At 70.0% G+C, this 16,377-nt stretch carries 16 protein-coding genes and 1 tRNA gene; 2 read left to right on the top strand and 15 right to left on the bottom strand.

Annotation, left to right across the window (positions count from 1 at the left end; translation table 11 throughout):
• Positions 1–43: 43 nt before the first annotated feature.
• The 11 genes from nuoK to ACLBX9_RS03540 form a co-directional block, all read right to left on the bottom strand.
• Positions 44–349, bottom strand: coding sequence for an NADH-quinone oxidoreductase subunit NuoK (nuoK, locus tag ACLBX9_RS03490; RefSeq protein WP_010686008.1), 306 nt, complete (start codon positions 347–349; stop codon positions 44–46).
• A gap of 34 nt (positions 350–383) precedes the next feature.
• A complete protein-coding gene (locus tag ACLBX9_RS03495) occupies positions 384–1,004 on the bottom strand; it encodes an NADH-quinone oxidoreductase subunit J (RefSeq protein ID WP_020092241.1) in 621 nt (206 codons plus the stop codon).
• A gap of 223 nt (positions 1,005–1,227) precedes the next feature.
• Positions 1,228–1,716: an NADH-quinone oxidoreductase subunit NuoI gene (gene nuoI / locus ACLBX9_RS03500; RefSeq protein WP_007560744.1), complete on the bottom strand. Its 489-nt coding sequence runs from the start codon at positions 1,714–1,716 to the stop codon at positions 1,228–1,230.
• A 28-nt stretch (positions 1,717–1,744) separates the two neighbouring features.
• Entirely contained in the window at positions 1,745–2,767 is a 1,023-nt protein-coding gene (gene nuoH, locus ACLBX9_RS03505) for an NADH-quinone oxidoreductase subunit NuoH (RefSeq protein WP_010686011.1), read from the bottom strand.
• A gap of 12 nt (positions 2,768–2,779) precedes the next feature.
• Positions 2,780–4,861, bottom strand: coding sequence for an NADH-quinone oxidoreductase subunit NuoG (nuoG, locus tag ACLBX9_RS03510; RefSeq protein WP_447717925.1), 2,082 nt, complete (start codon positions 4,859–4,861; stop codon positions 2,780–2,782).
• 192 nt (positions 4,862–5,053) lie between these two features.
• A complete protein-coding gene (gene nuoF, locus ACLBX9_RS03515) occupies positions 5,054–6,355 on the bottom strand; it encodes an NADH-quinone oxidoreductase subunit NuoF (RefSeq protein WP_012319032.1) in 1,302 nt (433 codons plus the stop codon).
• A gap of 9 nt (positions 6,356–6,364) precedes the next feature.
• Positions 6,365–7,726, bottom strand: coding sequence for an NADH-quinone oxidoreductase subunit NuoE (gene nuoE, locus ACLBX9_RS03520; protein ID WP_447717926.1), 1,362 nt, complete (start codon positions 7,724–7,726; stop codon positions 6,365–6,367).
• A 10-nt stretch (positions 7,727–7,736) separates the two neighbouring features.
• The gene (locus tag ACLBX9_RS03525; protein ID WP_447717927.1) at positions 7,737–8,927 is read right to left on the bottom strand and encodes an NADH-quinone oxidoreductase subunit D; all 1,191 of its coding nucleotides are present in this window, start codon (positions 8,925–8,927) and stop codon (positions 7,737–7,739) included.
• A gap of 16 nt (positions 8,928–8,943) precedes the next feature.
• Positions 8,944–9,594: an NADH-quinone oxidoreductase subunit C gene (locus tag ACLBX9_RS03530; protein WP_447717928.1), complete on the bottom strand. Its 651-nt coding sequence runs from the start codon at positions 9,592–9,594 to the stop codon at positions 8,944–8,946.
• A 9-nt stretch (positions 9,595–9,603) separates the two neighbouring features.
• Complete coding sequence (locus ACLBX9_RS03535; protein WP_010686017.1) at positions 9,604–10,191, bottom strand: NuoB/complex I 20 kDa subunit family protein; 588 nt, start codon at positions 10,189–10,191, stop codon at positions 9,604–9,606.
• Between the two features lie 42 nt (positions 10,192–10,233).
• Positions 10,234–10,599, bottom strand: a complete 366-nt coding sequence (locus ACLBX9_RS03540; RefSeq protein ID WP_010686018.1) for an NADH-quinone oxidoreductase subunit A — start codon at positions 10,597–10,599, stop codon at positions 10,234–10,236.
• A 326-nt stretch (positions 10,600–10,925) separates the two neighbouring features.
• On the opposite strand from ACLBX9_RS03540, the gene ACLBX9_RS03545 reads away from it, so the two are divergent.
• Positions 10,926–11,002 (top strand) — tRNA-Asp (locus tag ACLBX9_RS03545).
• Between the two features lie 114 nt (positions 11,003–11,116).
• Here ACLBX9_RS03545 and ACLBX9_RS03550 read toward each other — a convergent pair.
• Positions 11,117–12,025, bottom strand: coding sequence for an EamA family transporter (locus ACLBX9_RS03550; protein WP_010686019.1), 909 nt, complete (start codon positions 12,023–12,025; stop codon positions 11,117–11,119).
• Positions 12,026–12,054: 29 nt separating this feature from the next.
• Positions 12,055–12,291, bottom strand: coding sequence for a DUF1127 domain-containing protein (locus tag ACLBX9_RS03555; protein WP_447717929.1), 237 nt, complete (start codon positions 12,289–12,291; stop codon positions 12,055–12,057).
• Between the two features lie 167 nt (positions 12,292–12,458).
• Here ACLBX9_RS03555 and ACLBX9_RS03560 point away from each other — a divergent pair, with 167 nt between their 5' ends.
• Positions 12,459–13,850, top strand: coding sequence for an aminotransferase-like domain-containing protein (locus ACLBX9_RS03560; protein ID WP_447717930.1), 1,392 nt, complete (start codon positions 12,459–12,461; stop codon positions 13,848–13,850).
• Positions 13,851–14,177: 327 nt separating this feature from the next.
• Here the strand turns inward: ACLBX9_RS03560 and ACLBX9_RS03565 are convergent, their stop codons facing one another.
• Complete coding sequence (locus ACLBX9_RS03565) at positions 14,178–15,500, bottom strand: sensor histidine kinase (RefSeq protein WP_447717931.1); 1,323 nt, start codon at positions 15,498–15,500, stop codon at positions 14,178–14,180.
• The gene (locus ACLBX9_RS03570; RefSeq protein ID WP_447717932.1) at positions 15,500–16,165 is read right to left on the bottom strand and encodes a response regulator transcription factor; all 666 of its coding nucleotides are present in this window, start codon (positions 16,163–16,165) and stop codon (positions 15,500–15,502) included. Before ACLBX9_RS03570 ends, ACLBX9_RS03565 begins: the two co-directional genes overlap by 1 nt.
• Positions 16,166–16,377: the final 212 nt, after the last annotated feature.

Genomic DNA, 16,377 nt, shown 5'->3' on the forward strand with positions numbered 1-16,377 from the left:
CGGCGGCGTCCGGATGTGAATCGGGGCGGCGGGGAAGGAGGCCCTAGCCCTTCATCATGCTCACGTCCTCGACCGCGATGGAGCCGCGGTTGCGGAAGAACACCACCAGGATGGCGAGGCCGATCGCCGATTCGGCGGCCGCGACGGTCAGCACGAACAGGGCGAAGACCTGTCCGGTAATGTCGTTCAGCTGCGTCGAGAAGGCGACGAGGTTGATGTTGACCGAGAGCAGGATCAGCTCGACCGACATCAGGATGACGATGATGTTCTTGCGGTTGATGAAGATGCCGAGCACGCCGAGCGTGAACAGGATCGCTGCGACGGTGAGGTAGTGGCTCAGGCCGATCATCGTTCGACTCCTCGGGCTTTCATCCGACCGCGCATCAGACCTCGACACCCTGGCGCGACGGGACCTTGCGGGTCTCCACCGCCATGGCCTGGGTGCGGGCGTTCTGGACCGCGATGTTCTGGCGCTTGACGCCCGGCCGGTCGCGCAGCGTCAGCACGATCGCGCCGATCATGGCGACCAGCAGGATCAGGCCGGCGAGCTGGAAGAAGTACGCGTAGTCCGTGTAGATCACGCGGCCCAGCGCCTGAGCGTTGGTGAGGTTCTCCGCCGAGGCGACATTGCCGAGCGGGGCTTGGACGAGGCCCGGATCGATGCTCCAGGAGCCGACCACCAGCAGGATCTCGACCAGGAAGATCGCGCCGATGAGGGCGCCGATCGGGAGATACTGCTGGAAGCCCTGGCGCAGTTCGGCGAAGTCCACGTCGAGCATCATCACCACGAACAGGAACAGCACCGCGACTGCGCCCACGTAGACGACCACGAGGATCATCGCGAGGAATTCGGCGCCCATCAGGACGAACAATCCGGCGGCGTTCACGAAGGCGAGGATCAGGAACAGCACCGAGGCGACGGGATTGCGCGAGGCGATCACCATGAAGCCCGACGCGACCGTGATGCTCGCGAACAGATAGAAGAAGGCGGCTGCTGCGGTCATGCGCTGGTCGGGATCGGCCGCCGAAGCGGCCCCTTCTGCCGTGCGTGAAGACGGTCCGCAGCGGGCGGGCCGTCTATAGAACCCGGTCGGCGGGGGCACAACAGCGCCCCCGGCATGGCTCTAGAGCATCGCGCCGGAAACCGGAACCGGCCCGACGCTCTAGAGCCTTGAATTTGCGTCATCTTCTCCCGAAAGCCGGAATTCCACCCTTCGGGATGATGCGTTAGCGGTAGGGCGCGTCCATCGCGATGTTGCGCGCGATCTCGCGCTCCCAGCGGTCGCCGTTCAGCAGGAGCTTCTGCTTGTCGTAGAGCAGCTCCTCCCGGGTCTCGACCGAGAATTCGAAATTCGGACCTTCCACGATGGCGTCCACCGGGCAGGCCTCCTGGCACATGCCGCAGTAGATGCACTTCACCATGTCGATGTCGTAGCGCGTGGTGCGGCGGGTGCCGTCGTTGCGGCGGGGACCCGCCTCGATGGTGATCGCCTGGGCCGGGCAGATCGCCTCGCAGAGCTTGCAGGCGATGCAGCGCTCCTCGCCGTTGGGATAGCGGCGCAGCGCGTGCTCGCCCCGGAAGCGCGGACCGCGATGGCCCATCTCGAAGGGGTAGTTGATCGTGGCCTTCGGCTTGAAGAAGTAGCGCATGCCGAGGATCATCCCGGACACGAATTCCTTCAGGAGAAGGCTCTTGGCGACCTGATCGAGCTTCATGCCCGGATCTCCGATGCGAAGGGTGGGCTCAGGCGCCCGGCGCGAGGCCGGTCAGCTTGAGCACGAAGGCGACGACGACGACCGAGATCAGGGAGATCGGCAGGAAGACCTTCCAGCCGAGGCGCATGAGCTGATCGTAGCGGTAGCGGGGTACGATGGACTTCACCATCGCGAACAAGAAGAACAGGAAGCTCGCCTTGAGAACGAACCAGATCACGCCGGGCACCCAGGTGAACGGCGCGAACGGGATCGGCGAGAGCCAGCCGCCCATGAACAGGACCGTGCCGAGCGCGCACATGCTCATGATGGCGACGTACTCGCCGAGCATGAACAGCAGGTACGGCGTCGAGGAGTACTCGACCATGTAGCCGGCCACGAGCTCCGATTCGGCCTCCGGCAGGTCGAAGGGCGGGCGGTTGGTCTCCGCCAGCGCCGAGACGAAGAACACCACGAACATCGGGAACAGCCACAGCCAGTACCAGCCGAAGATCCCGAGGCTGGTGTCCTGCGCCATCACGATGCGCGAGAGGTTGAGCGAGCCGGCGCAGAGCAGCACGCAGATGATCACGAAGCCGAGCGAGACCTCGTAGGAGATCATCTGCGCCGCCGAGCGGAGGGCGCCGAGGAACGCGTATTTCGAGTTCGAGGCCCAGCCGCCCATGATGACGCCGTACACGCCGAGCGACGAGATCGCGAAGATGTAGGTGATGCCGACGTTGAGGTCGGCGATCGCCCAGCCGTCGGCCAGCGGGATCACCGCCCAGCTCGACAGGGCCAGCATCGCGAAGACCAGCGGCGCCAGCAGGTAGATCGCCTTGTTGGCGCCCGCCGGGATCACCGGCTCCTTCAGCACGAACTTCAGCAGGTCGGCGAAGGACTGGAACAGCCCGAACGGCCCGACCACGTTGGGGCCGCGGCGGAGCTGCACCGCCGCCCAGATCTTGCGGTCGGCGAGCAGCGCGTAGGCGATGAACACGAGGAGCGCGGCGAGGAGCACGAAGCTCTTCAGCGCGATCAGGAGCACGGTCCCGAGCATTTCGAGCGGCGTCATCGGTCTTGGCTCCTACTCGGCCGCCGCCAGGGGCCGCGCCTCGGCGGCGCGCTCCCGGGCGATGCGCGAGCACTCTGCGAGGATCCGCGAGGCGCGGGCGATCGGGTTGGTGAGGTAGAAATCGGTCACCGGCGACGCGAAGGCGGGGCCGCCCGTGGCGTCGCCGAGGGCGGCGAGCTTCTCCACCGCCTCCGCGACGTTCCCGGGCTCCACGGCCCCGACCGCCGCGAGATGCGGGTGGTCGGCGTAGAGCGCCCGGCGGAGCGCGGTGAGCGAATCGAAGGGCAGGCGCTTGCCCAGCACGTCCGAGAGCGCGCGCAGGATCGCCCAGTCCTCGCGGGCGTCGCCCGGCGGGAAGGCGGCGCGGTTGCCCATCTGGACGCGCCCTTCCGTGTTCACCCAGGTCGCCGACTTCTCGCTGTAGGCGGCGCCAGGCAGGATCACGTCGGCGCGGGAGGCGCCGCGGTCGCCGTGGCTGCCCTGGTAGACCACGAAGGCGCCCGGGGCGACGTCGCGCTCGTCGGCGCCGAGGTTGAACAGGACGTCGAGCGCGCCCGGCTCCAGCATCTGCGCGAAGGTCAGGCCGCCCTCCCCCGGCACGAAGCCGAGATCGAGGGCGCCGACCCGGGCCGCGGCCGTGTGCAGCACGCCGAAACCGTTCCCCTCGGCCGAGACCGCGCCGATCTCCTTGGCGAGCGTGGCCGCCGCGGCCAGGATGCCGGGCTCGGCGTTGGCGCCGACGATGACGAGCGGCGCCTTCGCCTCCTTGAGGATCTCGAGGAAGCTGTGCTCGCCGCGCGCCAGGGCGGCCAGCGAATCCGGGCCGGCGCCGATGTAGTGGCTCGGATAGGTCAGGTCGACCGGCTCGCCGATCACGCCCACCGCCAGCGGCGCCATGCGCCAGCGCTTGCGGATGCGCACGTTCAGCAGCGAGGCCTCGGTGCGCGGGTTGGCGCCGACGATCAGGATCGCGTCCGCCGCCTCGATGCCCGGGATGGTCGGGTTGAAGATGTACGACGCGCGGCCGAGCGCCGGGTCGAGGCCGGCATCGGTCTGGCGACAATCGAGGTTGGGCGAGCCGAGGCTCCTGATCAGCTCGCGCAGCGCGAAGATCTCCTCGACGCCCGAAAGGTCGCCGACCACGGCGCCGATGCGCTTCGGGTCCGCGCCCTTCACCCGGGCGGCGATGGCCTGGAACGCCTCACCCCAAGAGGCGGGCCGCAGCCGGCCGTTCTCGCGCAGGTAGGGCCGGTCGAGGCGCTGCATCCGCAGCCCGTCGATGTGGTAGCGGGTCTTGTCGGAGATCCACTCCTCGTTGATCTCCTCGCTGATCCGCGGCTCGATCTGCATGACCTCGCGGCCGCGGGTGTCGATGCGGATCGACGAGCCGACCGCGTCCATCACGTCGACCGACTCGGTCTTGTTCAGCTCCCAGGGGCGGATGTTGTAGCTCTGCGGCCGGTGCACGAGGGCGCCCACCGGGCAGAGGTCGGCGACGTTGCCCTGGAGCTCCGAGGCCATCGACTGCTCGAGGTAGCTGGTGATCTCCATGTCCTCGCCGCGGCCGATGGCGCCGAGGTCGGGCACGCCCGCCACCTCGGCGAGGAAGCGCACGCAGCGGGTGCAGTGGATGCAGCGGTTCATCGCGGTCCGCACCAGCGGGCCGATATGCTTCTCCTCGACCGCGCGCTTGTTCTCGGTGTAGCGGGTCGAATCGACCCCGTAGGCCATGGCCTGGTCCTGCAGGTCGCAATGGCCGCCCTGGTCGCAGATCGGGCAGTCCAGGGGGTGGTTGATGAGGAGGAACTCCATCACCCCCTCGCGGGCCTTCTTGGTGCCCTGCGAGCGCGTCAGCACCTCCGGCGGCTCGCCGTTCGGGCCGGGGCGGCAATCCTTCACCGCGTAGGCGCAGGAGGCCACCGGCTTCGGCGCGCCCTTCAGCTCGACGAGGCACATGCGGCAATTGCCGGCGATCGACAGGCGCTCGTGGAAGCAGAAGCGTGGGATCTCGGCCCCCGCGGCCTCGCAGGCTTGGAGCAGCGTGTAATCGGCGGGGACGTCGACCTCGGTGCCGTCGACGAGGATTTTTGTCATCGGATCGTCTCGTAAACTGGCCCAAACGCGCGAGGCCGGCTTCCACCCACGCCCTCATCCCGAGGTGCGCGGCGCGGCCGAGCCTCGAAGGAGATGTCCAGCCCGCCTCGCGCTGCCCGGAGGCCTCCTTCGAGGCCCGCTGTCGCGGGCACCTCAGGATGAGGCTGTGGGTTGGACACCGGCATCGTGCTCCTACTCCGCGGCCATCGGCACAGGCTCGCTGTGCGGGTTGGCCGTGTAGCGGTCGATGCGCTTCTCGATCTCCGGGCGGAAGTGCCGGATCAGGCCCTGGATCGGCCAGGCCGCGGCGTCGCCCAGCGCGCAGATCGTGTGACCCTCGATCTGCTTGGTCACCTCGAACAGCATGTCGATCTCGCGCTTCTGCGCGCGGCCCTCGGTCATGCGCTGCATGACCCGCCACATCCAGCCGGTGCCCTCGCGGCAGGGCGTGCACTGGCCGCAGGATTCGTGCTTGTAGAAGTACGAGATCCGGGTGATCGCCGCGACGATGTCGGTGGACTTGTCGAGCACGATCACCGCCGCGGTGCCGAGGCCGGAGCCCAGGTTGCGCAGGGTGTCGAAATCCATCTTGGCGTCGACGATCTGCTCGGCCGGCACCAGCGGCACCGAGGAGCCGCCCGGGATCGAGCACAGCAGGTTGTCCCAGCCGCCGCGCATGCCGCCGCAATGGCGGTCGATGAGCTCGCGGAAGGTGATGCCCAGCTCCTCCTCGACGTTGCACGGCTTGTTGACGTGCCCCGAGACGCAGAAGAGCTTCGTGCCGGTGTTGTTCTTGCCGCCGAGCCCCGCGAACCACGCGCCGCCCCGGCGCAGGATCGTGCCGGCGACCGCGATGGACTCGACGTTGTTCACGGTCGTGGGGCAGCCGTAGAGGCCCATATTGGCCGGGAACGGCGGCTTCAGCCGCGGCATGCCCTTCTTGCCCTCGAGGCTCTCGATGAGCGCCGTCTCCTCGCCGCAGATATAGGCGCCTGCGCCGTGGTGGACGTAGATGTCGAACGGGTAGTCGTGGACGTTCGACTGGCCGACGAGGCGGGCCGCGTAGGCCTCGTCCACGGCCTTCTGGAGGGCGTGCTTCTCGGCGACGTACTCGCCGCGGATGTAGATGTAGCAGGCATGCGCGTTCATCGCGAAGCAGGCCAGCATGCAGCCCTCGATCAGGAGATGCGGGTCGTGCCGCATGATCTCCCGGTCCTTGCAGGTGCCCGGCTCCGACTCGTCGGCGTTGACCACGAGGTAGTGCGGGCGCCCGTCGGACTTCTTGGGCATGAACGACCATTTGAGGCCGGTGGGGAAGCCCGCGCCGCCGCGGCCGCGCAGGCCCGAGGCCTTCATCTCCTCGATGATCCAGTCGCGGCCCTGCTCCAGGAGGAACTTGGTCCCGTCCCACGCGCCGCGCTTCTTGGCAGCCTCCAGGCCCGGCGAGTGCAGGCCGTAGAGATTGGTGAAGATGCGATCCTGATCCGACAGCATGTCAGGTCCTCACTGAGCCGGCGCCGACAGGGCCTTGGCCTGCCCGACCCAGTTCTCCCGGTCGATGCGACCTGGAAACGCGAGGTAGGTGCCGACCCAGGCGATCTCGTCGCTGGACCACGCGGCGATCTGGTCGAAATGGTAGATGCCGAGCCCGTTCAGGCGCTGGCTGTTGCCGGGGCCGATGCCCTTGATCCGGGTGAGATCGTCCGGCTGCCCGGCCCGGGCCGCGTCCAGCCCCGGGGGGCGCTTGCCGACCGCGTCGGCCTTTTGCTCGGGGCTTGCATCCTTCGGCAGGGCCGCGAGCGCGCCGGCGACGCGGGCCTCCTCGGCCTCGGCCGCCACCTCGCCCTCGCTCGCGCCGGAAGCCTCCGGCTGCTGCGGGACGGCATCACGGTCCGGCACGTCCTGGTGGCCCTGCTCGCCTGCGGCGGGTTCGCCCTCGGCGACGCGCTTGGCCGGCGAGTCGAGCACGTCCGCGTCGCCCTGCCGGGCCGACCCATGCTTGGCGGTGGAGCGGCCGCGCTCGGCCGCGTCGGCGCGATCCTCGGGCTTGACCGGTTCCTCGCCGCTGGCGGCGCGCTGGGCCGGTGCATCGCTCACGGTCCGCTCGACCGGGCGGCCGGCATTGGGCCGCGCCGGCTTCGGGTTCGTTGCGGCCTGTTGCGCGCCGGCGGCAGCCTCACCGGTCTTGGCGGCCGGATCCTCTGCCTTGCCCGCCTCCTCGAAGCGCTTGCGCCACGCGCCGACCCGGGACCCGTCGAACAGGGTCGGATCGGTGAGGGTGTTCACCGCGCCCTGCGGCTCCGACGAGACGCGCCCGGTCTGAGAGCCGATCTTCACGGGCCGGCCGGCCGCGAGGTCGTCCATCAGCATGCCGAGCGATTCGGGCGTCAGGTCCTCGTAATAATCCTGGTTGATTTGCACCATCGGCGCGTTGCAGCAGGCGCCCAGACACTCGACCTCCAGCCAGGAGAAGGTGCCGTCCGCCGAGACGTGGCCGGGCGGCCCGAGCCGCTCCTGGAGCATCTCCTTCAGCCCGCGCGCGCCGCAGGAATCGCACGGGACCGTGCCGCAGACCTGGATCCAGTAGCGCCCCACCGGCTCCAGCGCGAACATCGTGTAGAAGGTGGCCACCTCCAGCACGCGGATGTTCGGCATGCCGAGTTCGGCCGCCACGGCCTCGATCGCCGCCCGCGGCAGCCAGCCGCCGTTCTGCTCCTGCGCCTTCCACAGGAGCGAGATCACCGCGGAGGCCTGACGGCCTTCCGGGTACTTGGCGATCTGGGTCTTCGCCCATTCGGCGTTCTCGGGCGAGAACGCGAAGCTCTCGGGCTGCTCGGAGGCGGGGGCGAGTCTGCGGTTGGCCATCGCGTCTGTCTTACCGATCCACTTCGCCGAACACGATGTCGAGCGTGCCGAGCACGCAGGACACGTCGGCGAGAAGGTGCCCGCGGCACATCCAGTCCATCGCCTGCAGATGCGCGAAGCCCGGCGCGCGGATCTTGCAGCGATACGGCTTGTTGGTCCCGTCGGACACGAGATACACGCCGAACTCGCCCTTCGGCGCCTCCACGGCGGCGTAGACCTCGCCCTCGGGCACGTGGAAGCCTTCCGTATAGAGCTTGAAGTGGTGGATGAGCGCCTCCATCGAGCGCTTCATCTCGCGGCGCGGCGGCGGCGCGAACTTGCCGTCGATCGAGGCGATCGGCCCCTGGCCGGCGGGCTCGCGCAGCTTGGCGACGCACTGCTTCATGATGCGCACGGATTCGCGCATCTCTTCCATGCGGATCACCTGGCGGTCGTAGGTGTCGCCGTTCTTCCCGACGGGAACGTCGAACTCCATCTCCTCGTAGCACTCGTAGGGCTGCGCCTTGCGCAGGTCCCACGGGATGCCGGAGCCGCGCACCATCACGCCCGAAAAACCCCACTCCATCGCCTCGTCCACCGACACGATGCCGATATCGACGTTGCGCTGCTTGAAGATGCGGTTGGCCATGACGAGGTCGTCGAGATCCTGGACGACCTGCAGGAACGGGTCGCAGAACGCGTCGATGTCGTCGATGAGCTTCGGCGGCAGGTCCTGGTGGACGCCGCCGGGCCGGAAGTAGTTGGCGTGGAGCCGGGCGCCGGAGGCCCGCTCGTAGAAGATCATCAGCTTCTCGCGCTCCTCGAAGCCCCAGAGCGGGGGCGTGAGGGCGCCGACATCCATCGCCTGCGTGGTGACGTTGAGGAGGTGCGACAGCAGGCGGCCGATCTCGCAGAACAGCACGCGGATCAGCTGCGCGCGCCGCGGCACCTCGATCCCGGCGAGCTTCTCGATCGCCAGACAGAAGGCGTGCTCCTGGTTCATCGGCGACACGTAGTCGAGCCGGTCGAAGTAGGGCGTCGCCTGCAGGTAGGTCTTGTACTCGATCAGCTTCTCGGTGCCGCGATGGAGCAGCCCGATATGCGGATCGACCCGCTCGACCACCTCGCCGTCGAGTTCCAGCACGAGCCGCAGCACGCCGTGCGCCGCCGGGTGCTGCGGGCCGAAGTTGATCGCGAAGTTGCGGATGTTGTGTTCTGTCACCGACGGTCTCCGCGGCTCAGGCCGACGTCTTCTTCTCGTCGCCCGGCAGCACGTAATCCGTGCCCTCCCAAGGCGAGAGGAAGTCGAAGTTGCGGAATTCTTGGGTGAGATTCACCGGCTCGTACACGACGCGCGCCTGGTCCTGATCGTAGCGGACCTCGACGAAGCCGGTGAGCGGGAAGTCCTTGCGCAGGGGATGCCCCTCGAAGCCGTAATCGGTGAGCAGGCGGCGCAGGTCGGGATGGCCCGAGAACAGGATCCCGTAGAGGTCGTAGGTCTCGCGCTCGTACCAGTTGGCCGCCGGGAAGACCTCGATCACCGAGGGGACGGGGGTCACCTCGTCGGTCTGCACCTTCACGCGGATGCGCAGGTTATGGCGCAGGGACAGCAGGTGATAGACCACGTCGAAACGCTTCTCGCGCTGCGGATAGTCCACCCCGCAAATGTCGATGAAGTTGCGGAAGGCGCAGGACGGGTCATCGCGCAGGTAGGTGAGCGCGTAGACGATGTCGGAGGCCTGGACCACCAGCGTCAGCTCGCCGAACGCGATGGCGTGGGACACCACCGCCGGTCCCAGCGCGCCGGTCACGCGCTCGGCCAGGGCGGCCACGGCGTCCGCGCCGTAGGCCGGCTGGGTGTGGGGCAGGATCGAGATGCCGTTCGTCATGGCCGCCCCTCAGCGCTCGATCGTGCCGGTGCGGCGGATCTTCTTCTGGAGAAGGAGCACGCCGTAGAGCAGCGCCTCGGCGGTCGGCGGGCAGCCGGGCACGTAGATGTCCACCGGCACCACCCGGTCGCAGCCGCGCACCACCGAGTAGGAATAGTGGTAGTAGCCGCCGCCGTTGGCGCAGGAGCCCATGGAGATGACGTAGCGTGGCTCCGGCATCTGGTCGTAGACCTTGCGGAGCGCCGGGGCCATCTTGTTGGTCAGCGTGCCGGCGACGATCATCACGTCGGACTGGCGGGGCGAGCCGCGGGGGGCGAAGCCGAATCGCTCGCAATCGTAGCGCGGCATCGACATCTGCATCATCTCGACCGCGCAGCAGGCGAGGCCGAAGGTCATCCACATCAGCGAGCCGGTGCGGGCCCAGTTGATCAGCTCGTCCGTGGTGGTGAGCAGGAAGCCCCGGTCGGCCAGCTCGTCGCTGATCGACAGGAAGGTCGGGTCGTCCGCGCCGATCGGGCGGCCGGTGTTGGGATCGATGATCCCCTTCGGCTGGGGCGCGATCGCGGGGGCGCGGTTGGTGTCGGTGATCAGGGCCATCGGCGACTCAGAAAATCCGGTGCGGGCGGGGGCTGACGGGGCTCAATCCCACTCGAGGGCGCCCTTGCGCCACTCGTAGACGAAGCCGACGGTCAGCACGCCCAGGAAGACGATCATCGACCAGAAGCCGAACCAGCCCAGATCCCCGAAGGTGATCGCCCAGGGGAACAGGAACGCGACCTCGAGGTCGAAGATGATGAACAGGATGGCGACGAGGTAGAACCGCACGTCGAACTTCATGCGGGCGTCGTCGAACGCGTTGAACCCGCATTCGTAGGCCGAGAGCTTCTCCGGATCGGGGCTCTTGAAGGCCACGATGAAGGGCACGACCAGCAGAGCCGTGGCGATGAACAGCGCCACGCCGATGAACACGATGAGCGGCAGGTAATCCGCCAACAATCCGGTCATGCCAGGGCCTCGCAGGGCGTGAGAAACCGCGGTGCGACGCCGACCCGGTCTCGCCCGTGGAATTGTTCTTATGCCAGGATGCGCGCGGCCGGAGGCTTAGTCGAGCCGCCGGCCCGTGACAATGGCTTGTCGCGTCGCACAAAGCGCGCTGTCAGTGCTCCCCTGAAATGGGAATGGGCGGCATGCCTGCAACACGACGGAAGCGCGCAGGCCCGCCGGCCGTGCTCCGGCCGAATCCCTGCCGGATGCGCTTGACAGGTCCCGAAGCCGCCCATAAACCCCGCCCCGTCGCCGGGCGAAACGCCCCTTCGAGGCGACCACGCCGTGCGGGCGTAGCTCAGTTGGTTAGAGTGCCGGCCTGTCACGCCGGAGGTCGCGGGTTCGAGCCCCGTCGCCCGCGCCACGTCCTTCCTTCACGATCAGGCCTGCCCGTCTCGCGTGAGAGGCGGCATCGCTGCATCTGGCTCCGGGGTACCGCGGAAACCGGTGCGGATCGGCCGAGCCCGCGGGTTCGCGATCATGCTGCCGTCGCCGGCGGCACCGTCTCGGCCGGCGAAGCGCCGACGGAGCCCGACCGCCGCCCGCCCCGGAGGCTCAGCGCAATCCCCGTCAGGATCAGGCCGCCGCCGGTCAGGATGTCGGCGCTCAGCGGCTCGCCGAGCACGATGTGCGTGCTCAGGATCCCCGCCACCGGTACCAGCAGCGCGAAGGGCGTGACGGTCGCCGCGGGATAGCGGGTCAGGAGGCGGTTCCAGAGACCGAAGGCCAGGAGCGTCGTCGGATAGGCCTGGAAGGCGACCGATCCGATCGCCGCCCAGCTCGGGTGCGTCAGCGCCGCGAGGGCGGCGGGGCCCTCCACGATCAGCGACAGGAGGATGAGCGGCGGCGTGGTGGCGAGGCTGCCCCAGACCATCAGCGCCAGCATGTCGACCCGGCCGATCCGCTTCACGATGATGTTCGCGCTCGCCCAGCCCAGGGCTGCGCCGACGACCAACAGCAGGGGCCCCAGCGGTGCGGCCCCGCCGCGCCCGAGCGCGACCGCGACGACGCCGAGGAGCGCGACCGCGCCGCCCAGCACCTGAAGCGCCCGAGGGCGTTCCCCCAGCACTGCCCAGGCGAGGGCCACGGTGAACGGCGCCTGGATCTGGATCAGCAGCGACGACAGCCCGGCCGGCATCCCGAGGCGGATGCCGGTCATCAGCAGCCCGAACTGGCCGATGCCGAGGGCGAGCCCGAACGCCGCCACCAGCACGCCGGGCGCGCGGGGCGGGCGGATCACCAGCGCCGCCGGCACCGCCGCGAAGGCGAAGCGCAGGGCGCACAGCATCAGCGGCGGGACCGTCTCCAGGCCGGCCTTGATGGCCACGAAGGCCAAACCGAGGATCGTGACCACCAGGAGGGCGGCCAGCACGTCGCGCAGCGTCATGGGCGGATCCTACGATCCCGCCCGTGCCGTCACCAGCGCCATGCCGCCCGCGCATGCCGGCGCTCGTCGCGGCGGCCGACAAGCAGGTCAATCGCATCGCCAGTGCCGGGCGCGCAGGCATCCGCCACGTCCTGCGGCGTCAGCCCGATATCCTTCAACTCGCGCTCCGACAGCGTCGAGAGCCGCTGCAGCACGCGCCGGTTCATGGCGGCGCGCGACAGGCAGGCCCGCACCGCGGCGCCGAACGCGGCGGCGTGCGCGGCCAACCGGGCGATCCACGGCGGCCGCGTTCCGGCGGTCTCGGATAGGCACTGGTCCATGATCCCCTCCTCCGTTTCTCCGGGGCCAGCGGACCTTGATCCCGCGGGGCTGGCGGCGACAGGAACACTTCGGTACGGTTCCGAAGAATTGTCCGGTCTAGCGAGCAGTACGGATGGCGGTCGCAATCAGGAGCCCCGGGACCCGCGTCGAGGCCGTGGTCGGCGAGATCCGCGAGCGGATCGCGGCGCGGCGCCTCGTTCCCGGCGTCCGGATCCCGTCGGTCCGGGCCTTCGCGGACACGATGGGCGTCTCGAAATCCACCGTCGTGGAAGCCTACGAGCGCCTCGCCGCCGAGGGGGCGGTGGTGGCCCGTCCGGGTTCGGGTTTCTACGTCGCCGGCAAGACGCGGCCGCTCTCGCTCCAGGCGATGGGGCCGCGGCTCGACCGGATCGTCGACCCGCTCTGGATCACCCGGCAGGCGCAGCAGGCCGGCTCCGACCAGCTCAAGCCCGGGGCCGGGTGGCTGCCCGATTCGTGGATGCCCCACGAGGCGATCCGGCGGGGCCTGCGCCGGGTGGCCCGGGCCGACCTCGCCGAGATGACCAACTACGACCGGCCGCTCGGCTACGAGCCCCTGCGCAACCAGATCGCCCGCAAGGTCGGCGAGAAGGGCGTCGGCGCCGAACCCGGCCAGATCGTGCTGGTCGAATCGGCCACGCAGGCGCTGGACCTCGTCTGCCGCTTCCTGCTCCAGCCCGGCGACACCGTGCTGGTGGACGATCCCTGCTACTTCAACTTCCTGGCGCTGCTGCGCGCCCAGCGCGTGGCGGTGGTCGGCGTGCCGATCACGCCGGAGGGGCCGGACCTGCGGGCGCTCGCCACCCTTCTGGAGCAGCACCGTCCGCGCTTCTATCTGACCAACGCGGCGCTCCAGAACCCGACGGGCGCGAGCCTCGCGCCCACCGTGGCGCATCGTCTCCTGAAGCTGTGCGAGGCGCACGACACGCTCATCGTCGAGGATGAGATCTTCGGCGACCTCGAACCCGAGGCGGCTCCGCGGCTCGCGGGCTTCGACGGGTTGGAACGGGTGATCCAGATCGGCAGCTTCTCCAAGACCCTGTCGGCCGCCGCGCGCTGCGGCTGGATCGCGCTCAGGTCCGACTGGGTCGAGCCGCTGGTGGATCTCAAGCTGGCGCTCAGCCTCGGCAACGGCCACGTCACGGCGGCCCTGGTGCACACGCTGATCAGCGAAGGCGCCTACCGGCGCCACCTTGCCGAGACCCGCCGCCGCCTCGCCGGCGCGATGGTCCAGGCCCATGCGGAGCTGCGCGCCTGCGGCCTGGAGCCCTGGTCGCAGCCCCGGGGCGGGTTCTTCCTGTGGATGCGCCTGCCGGACGGGCGCGACGGGGCCGACGTCGCCCGCCGGGCGCTCGCCCGGGGCATGGTGCTGGCGCCGGGGACCTCGTTCAGCCTGTCCGACGCCTGGAACGGCTACATGCGCTTCAACGTCGCCCACTGCGTCGACCCGCGCATCCGCCCGATCCTGCGGGAAGCGCTGGGCTGACAAACGGGGCTTCCTGAGCGGAAGCTCGGACCCGGCCGTTGCCCGGGCCGCTTCGGGGACACGTCCGTCATCCCGGGGCCGCGCGGCGGAGCCCGGGATCCAGAACCCTCGTGGAGCCAGGGATGTGCGCCGTCGGCGGGGCTGGGTCCCGGGCTCGCCTCCGGCGCCCCGGGACGACGGGGTGGAGGCTCAACCGTCCGCGGATATGCAGGATCCGGGAGGTACGCCTGCCCGGTCCCATCTCGCGACCTCTCCCGTCTCCTCGACCGCCGCACGGCGCGGTGCGATGCGATGCGATGCGAAACGGGTAATTCCGGTTGTCCCGGATCACGCCGGCAAGACCAGCGCCGCCCGCAATCCGCCGAGATCCGACCGCCCGAGGCTCAGCCCGCCGCCATAGAGTTCGGCCAGTTCCAGGGTGATCGGCAGGCCGAAGCCGTGGCCCGGCACGCCCTCGTCCAGGCGCCGGCCCCGCGCCATCACGGCGGCGGCCGCCTGCGCGTCGAGGCCCGGCCCGTCGTCCTCCACGTCCACCTGCACGCGGCCGTCCCGGGCGGAGGCCGCGATCCGGACGCGGCTGCGGCACCAGCGGCAGGCATTGTCCACGAGGTTGCCGAGCATCTCGTCGAGATCCTGGCCCTCGCAGGAAACGGACAGATCCGCCGGCACGGCGAGGTCGATCGCCACGCCCTTGTCGGCGTAGAGCCGCGCCAGCGCCGCGCGCAGGTCGGAGAGCCGCGGCGCCAGCGGCGTGCGGCTCCGCGCCGAGCCCGCCAGCGCGGCGGCCCGCGCCCGGCGCAGGTGGTGGCGCACCCGCCGATCCATGTCGTCCACCTGCCGGCGGAGCGCCCCGTCCGGATCGCGGGCGGGCTCGGCCAGCGCCATCGACAGGGTGGCGAGCGGCGTCTTCAGGGCGTGGGCGAGGTTGGCGACGTGGCCGCGGGCGCGCTCCAGGTTCTGGGCGTTCTGATCCAGCAGCGCGTTGAGTTCCGACACCACCGGCGCGATCTCGGCCGGCTGCTCCGCCGGCACCCGCTCGCGCCGGCCGGCCCGCACCTCTGCGAGGTCGAGGCGCAGGCGTCTCAGCGGCGCGAGGCCGAGGCGCACCTGGAACGCCAGCCCGGCGAGGAGGCAGAGGCCGAGGATCCCGAGCGCCAGGGCGAGGCTGGTCAGGGCCTCGCGCAAAGGCCCCCGCAACTCGCCCTCGGGGGCCGCGGCCACGATCGTGGCCGGCTGAGGCCCGGGCAGCGTGAGCACCCGGGCCACGAGGGGCTCGCCCCGCGGCCCGGTGGCCGAGACCGGATGCGGGCGGCCCGGATCGTCCTCCGGCCCCGGATCGGCCAGGCGGAGGTCGCCGCCGCGCAGGGAGCCGGAGCGGATCGTCTCGGCCCCCCGGCGCACCTCCCAGGCCCAGCCGGGCCCCGGCCGGTCGTAGGGCGGCGCGTCGAGACTTCCCGGCAGGATCCCGGCCTCCAGCCCGGCCCGCAGGGCGACGATCTGGGCGTCGAGCCGCCCGTCGAGCTGCCCGCGCACGAACCGGTGCAGGATCACCCCGATGGCGAGGCCCGCCACCACCAGGGCCGCCAGCACCAGCACCAGGGCGGCGGCGAGCAGGCGGGTGCGGAGCGAGCGGCGCGGCGTCTCCGGCATCAGGCGGGGTCCGCGTGGAGGCGGTAGCCGTGGCCGCGCACGCTCTCGATCCGGGCCGGGGCGATCTTCCGGCGCAGCCGCGTGATGATCACCTCCACCGAGTTCGAATCGACGTCGGCGTCGCCCTCGTAGACCCGCTCGATCAGGTGGAGGCGCGGCACCACCGTCTCGCGGTTGAGCATCAGGCAGGACAGGACCCGCCATTCGAGGCCGGTGAGCCTGAGCGGCAGGCCCTCGTGCTCGAAGGCTCCGAGCCCGGGATCGAAGCTCAGCGGACCGCAGGCGAGCCGGCTCGCCCCGCCCCCCTGGGACCGGCGCACCAGGGCGCGCAGGCGGATCACCAGCTCCTCCACGCGGAACGGCTTGACGAGGTAATCGTCCGCGCCGGCCTTGAAGGCCGCGACCTTGTCGCTCCAGCCGTCCCGGGCGGTGAGAACCAGCACCGGGTGCGTCCGACCGGCCGCCCGCCAGGCCTGCAACACCGAGACGCCGTCGCCCTTCGGCAGGCCGAGGTCGAGCACGACGGCGTCGTAGCCCTCCGTCTCGCCGAGATGCTGGGCGTCCTCGCCGGTGGCGGCCTGGTCGAGCACGAAGTTCTCCGCGCGCAGGACCTTGGCCACTTCGGCGGCCAGCGCCGCATCGTCCTCCACCAGCAGGATCTTCACCCGTCCCGTCTCCCCCGCCCGGCCTTCGAAGCCGGGAATCGAACCCCGCCGGAGCGCACCGTGCCCAACAAAAACCGTGGAAAATCCAATTTAAAAAGAAATTTATAGCCGTGTCTTCACGTCGCCTGTTAAGCCGATGGCACGTGGGCGCCGATCTGCCGGCCTGCCTCAGCGCCTGCCGCCAAATCGTTGAGGCGGCACGGGTTCCGCCG

Source organism: Methylobacterium sp. A49B, from assembly GCF_053346215.1.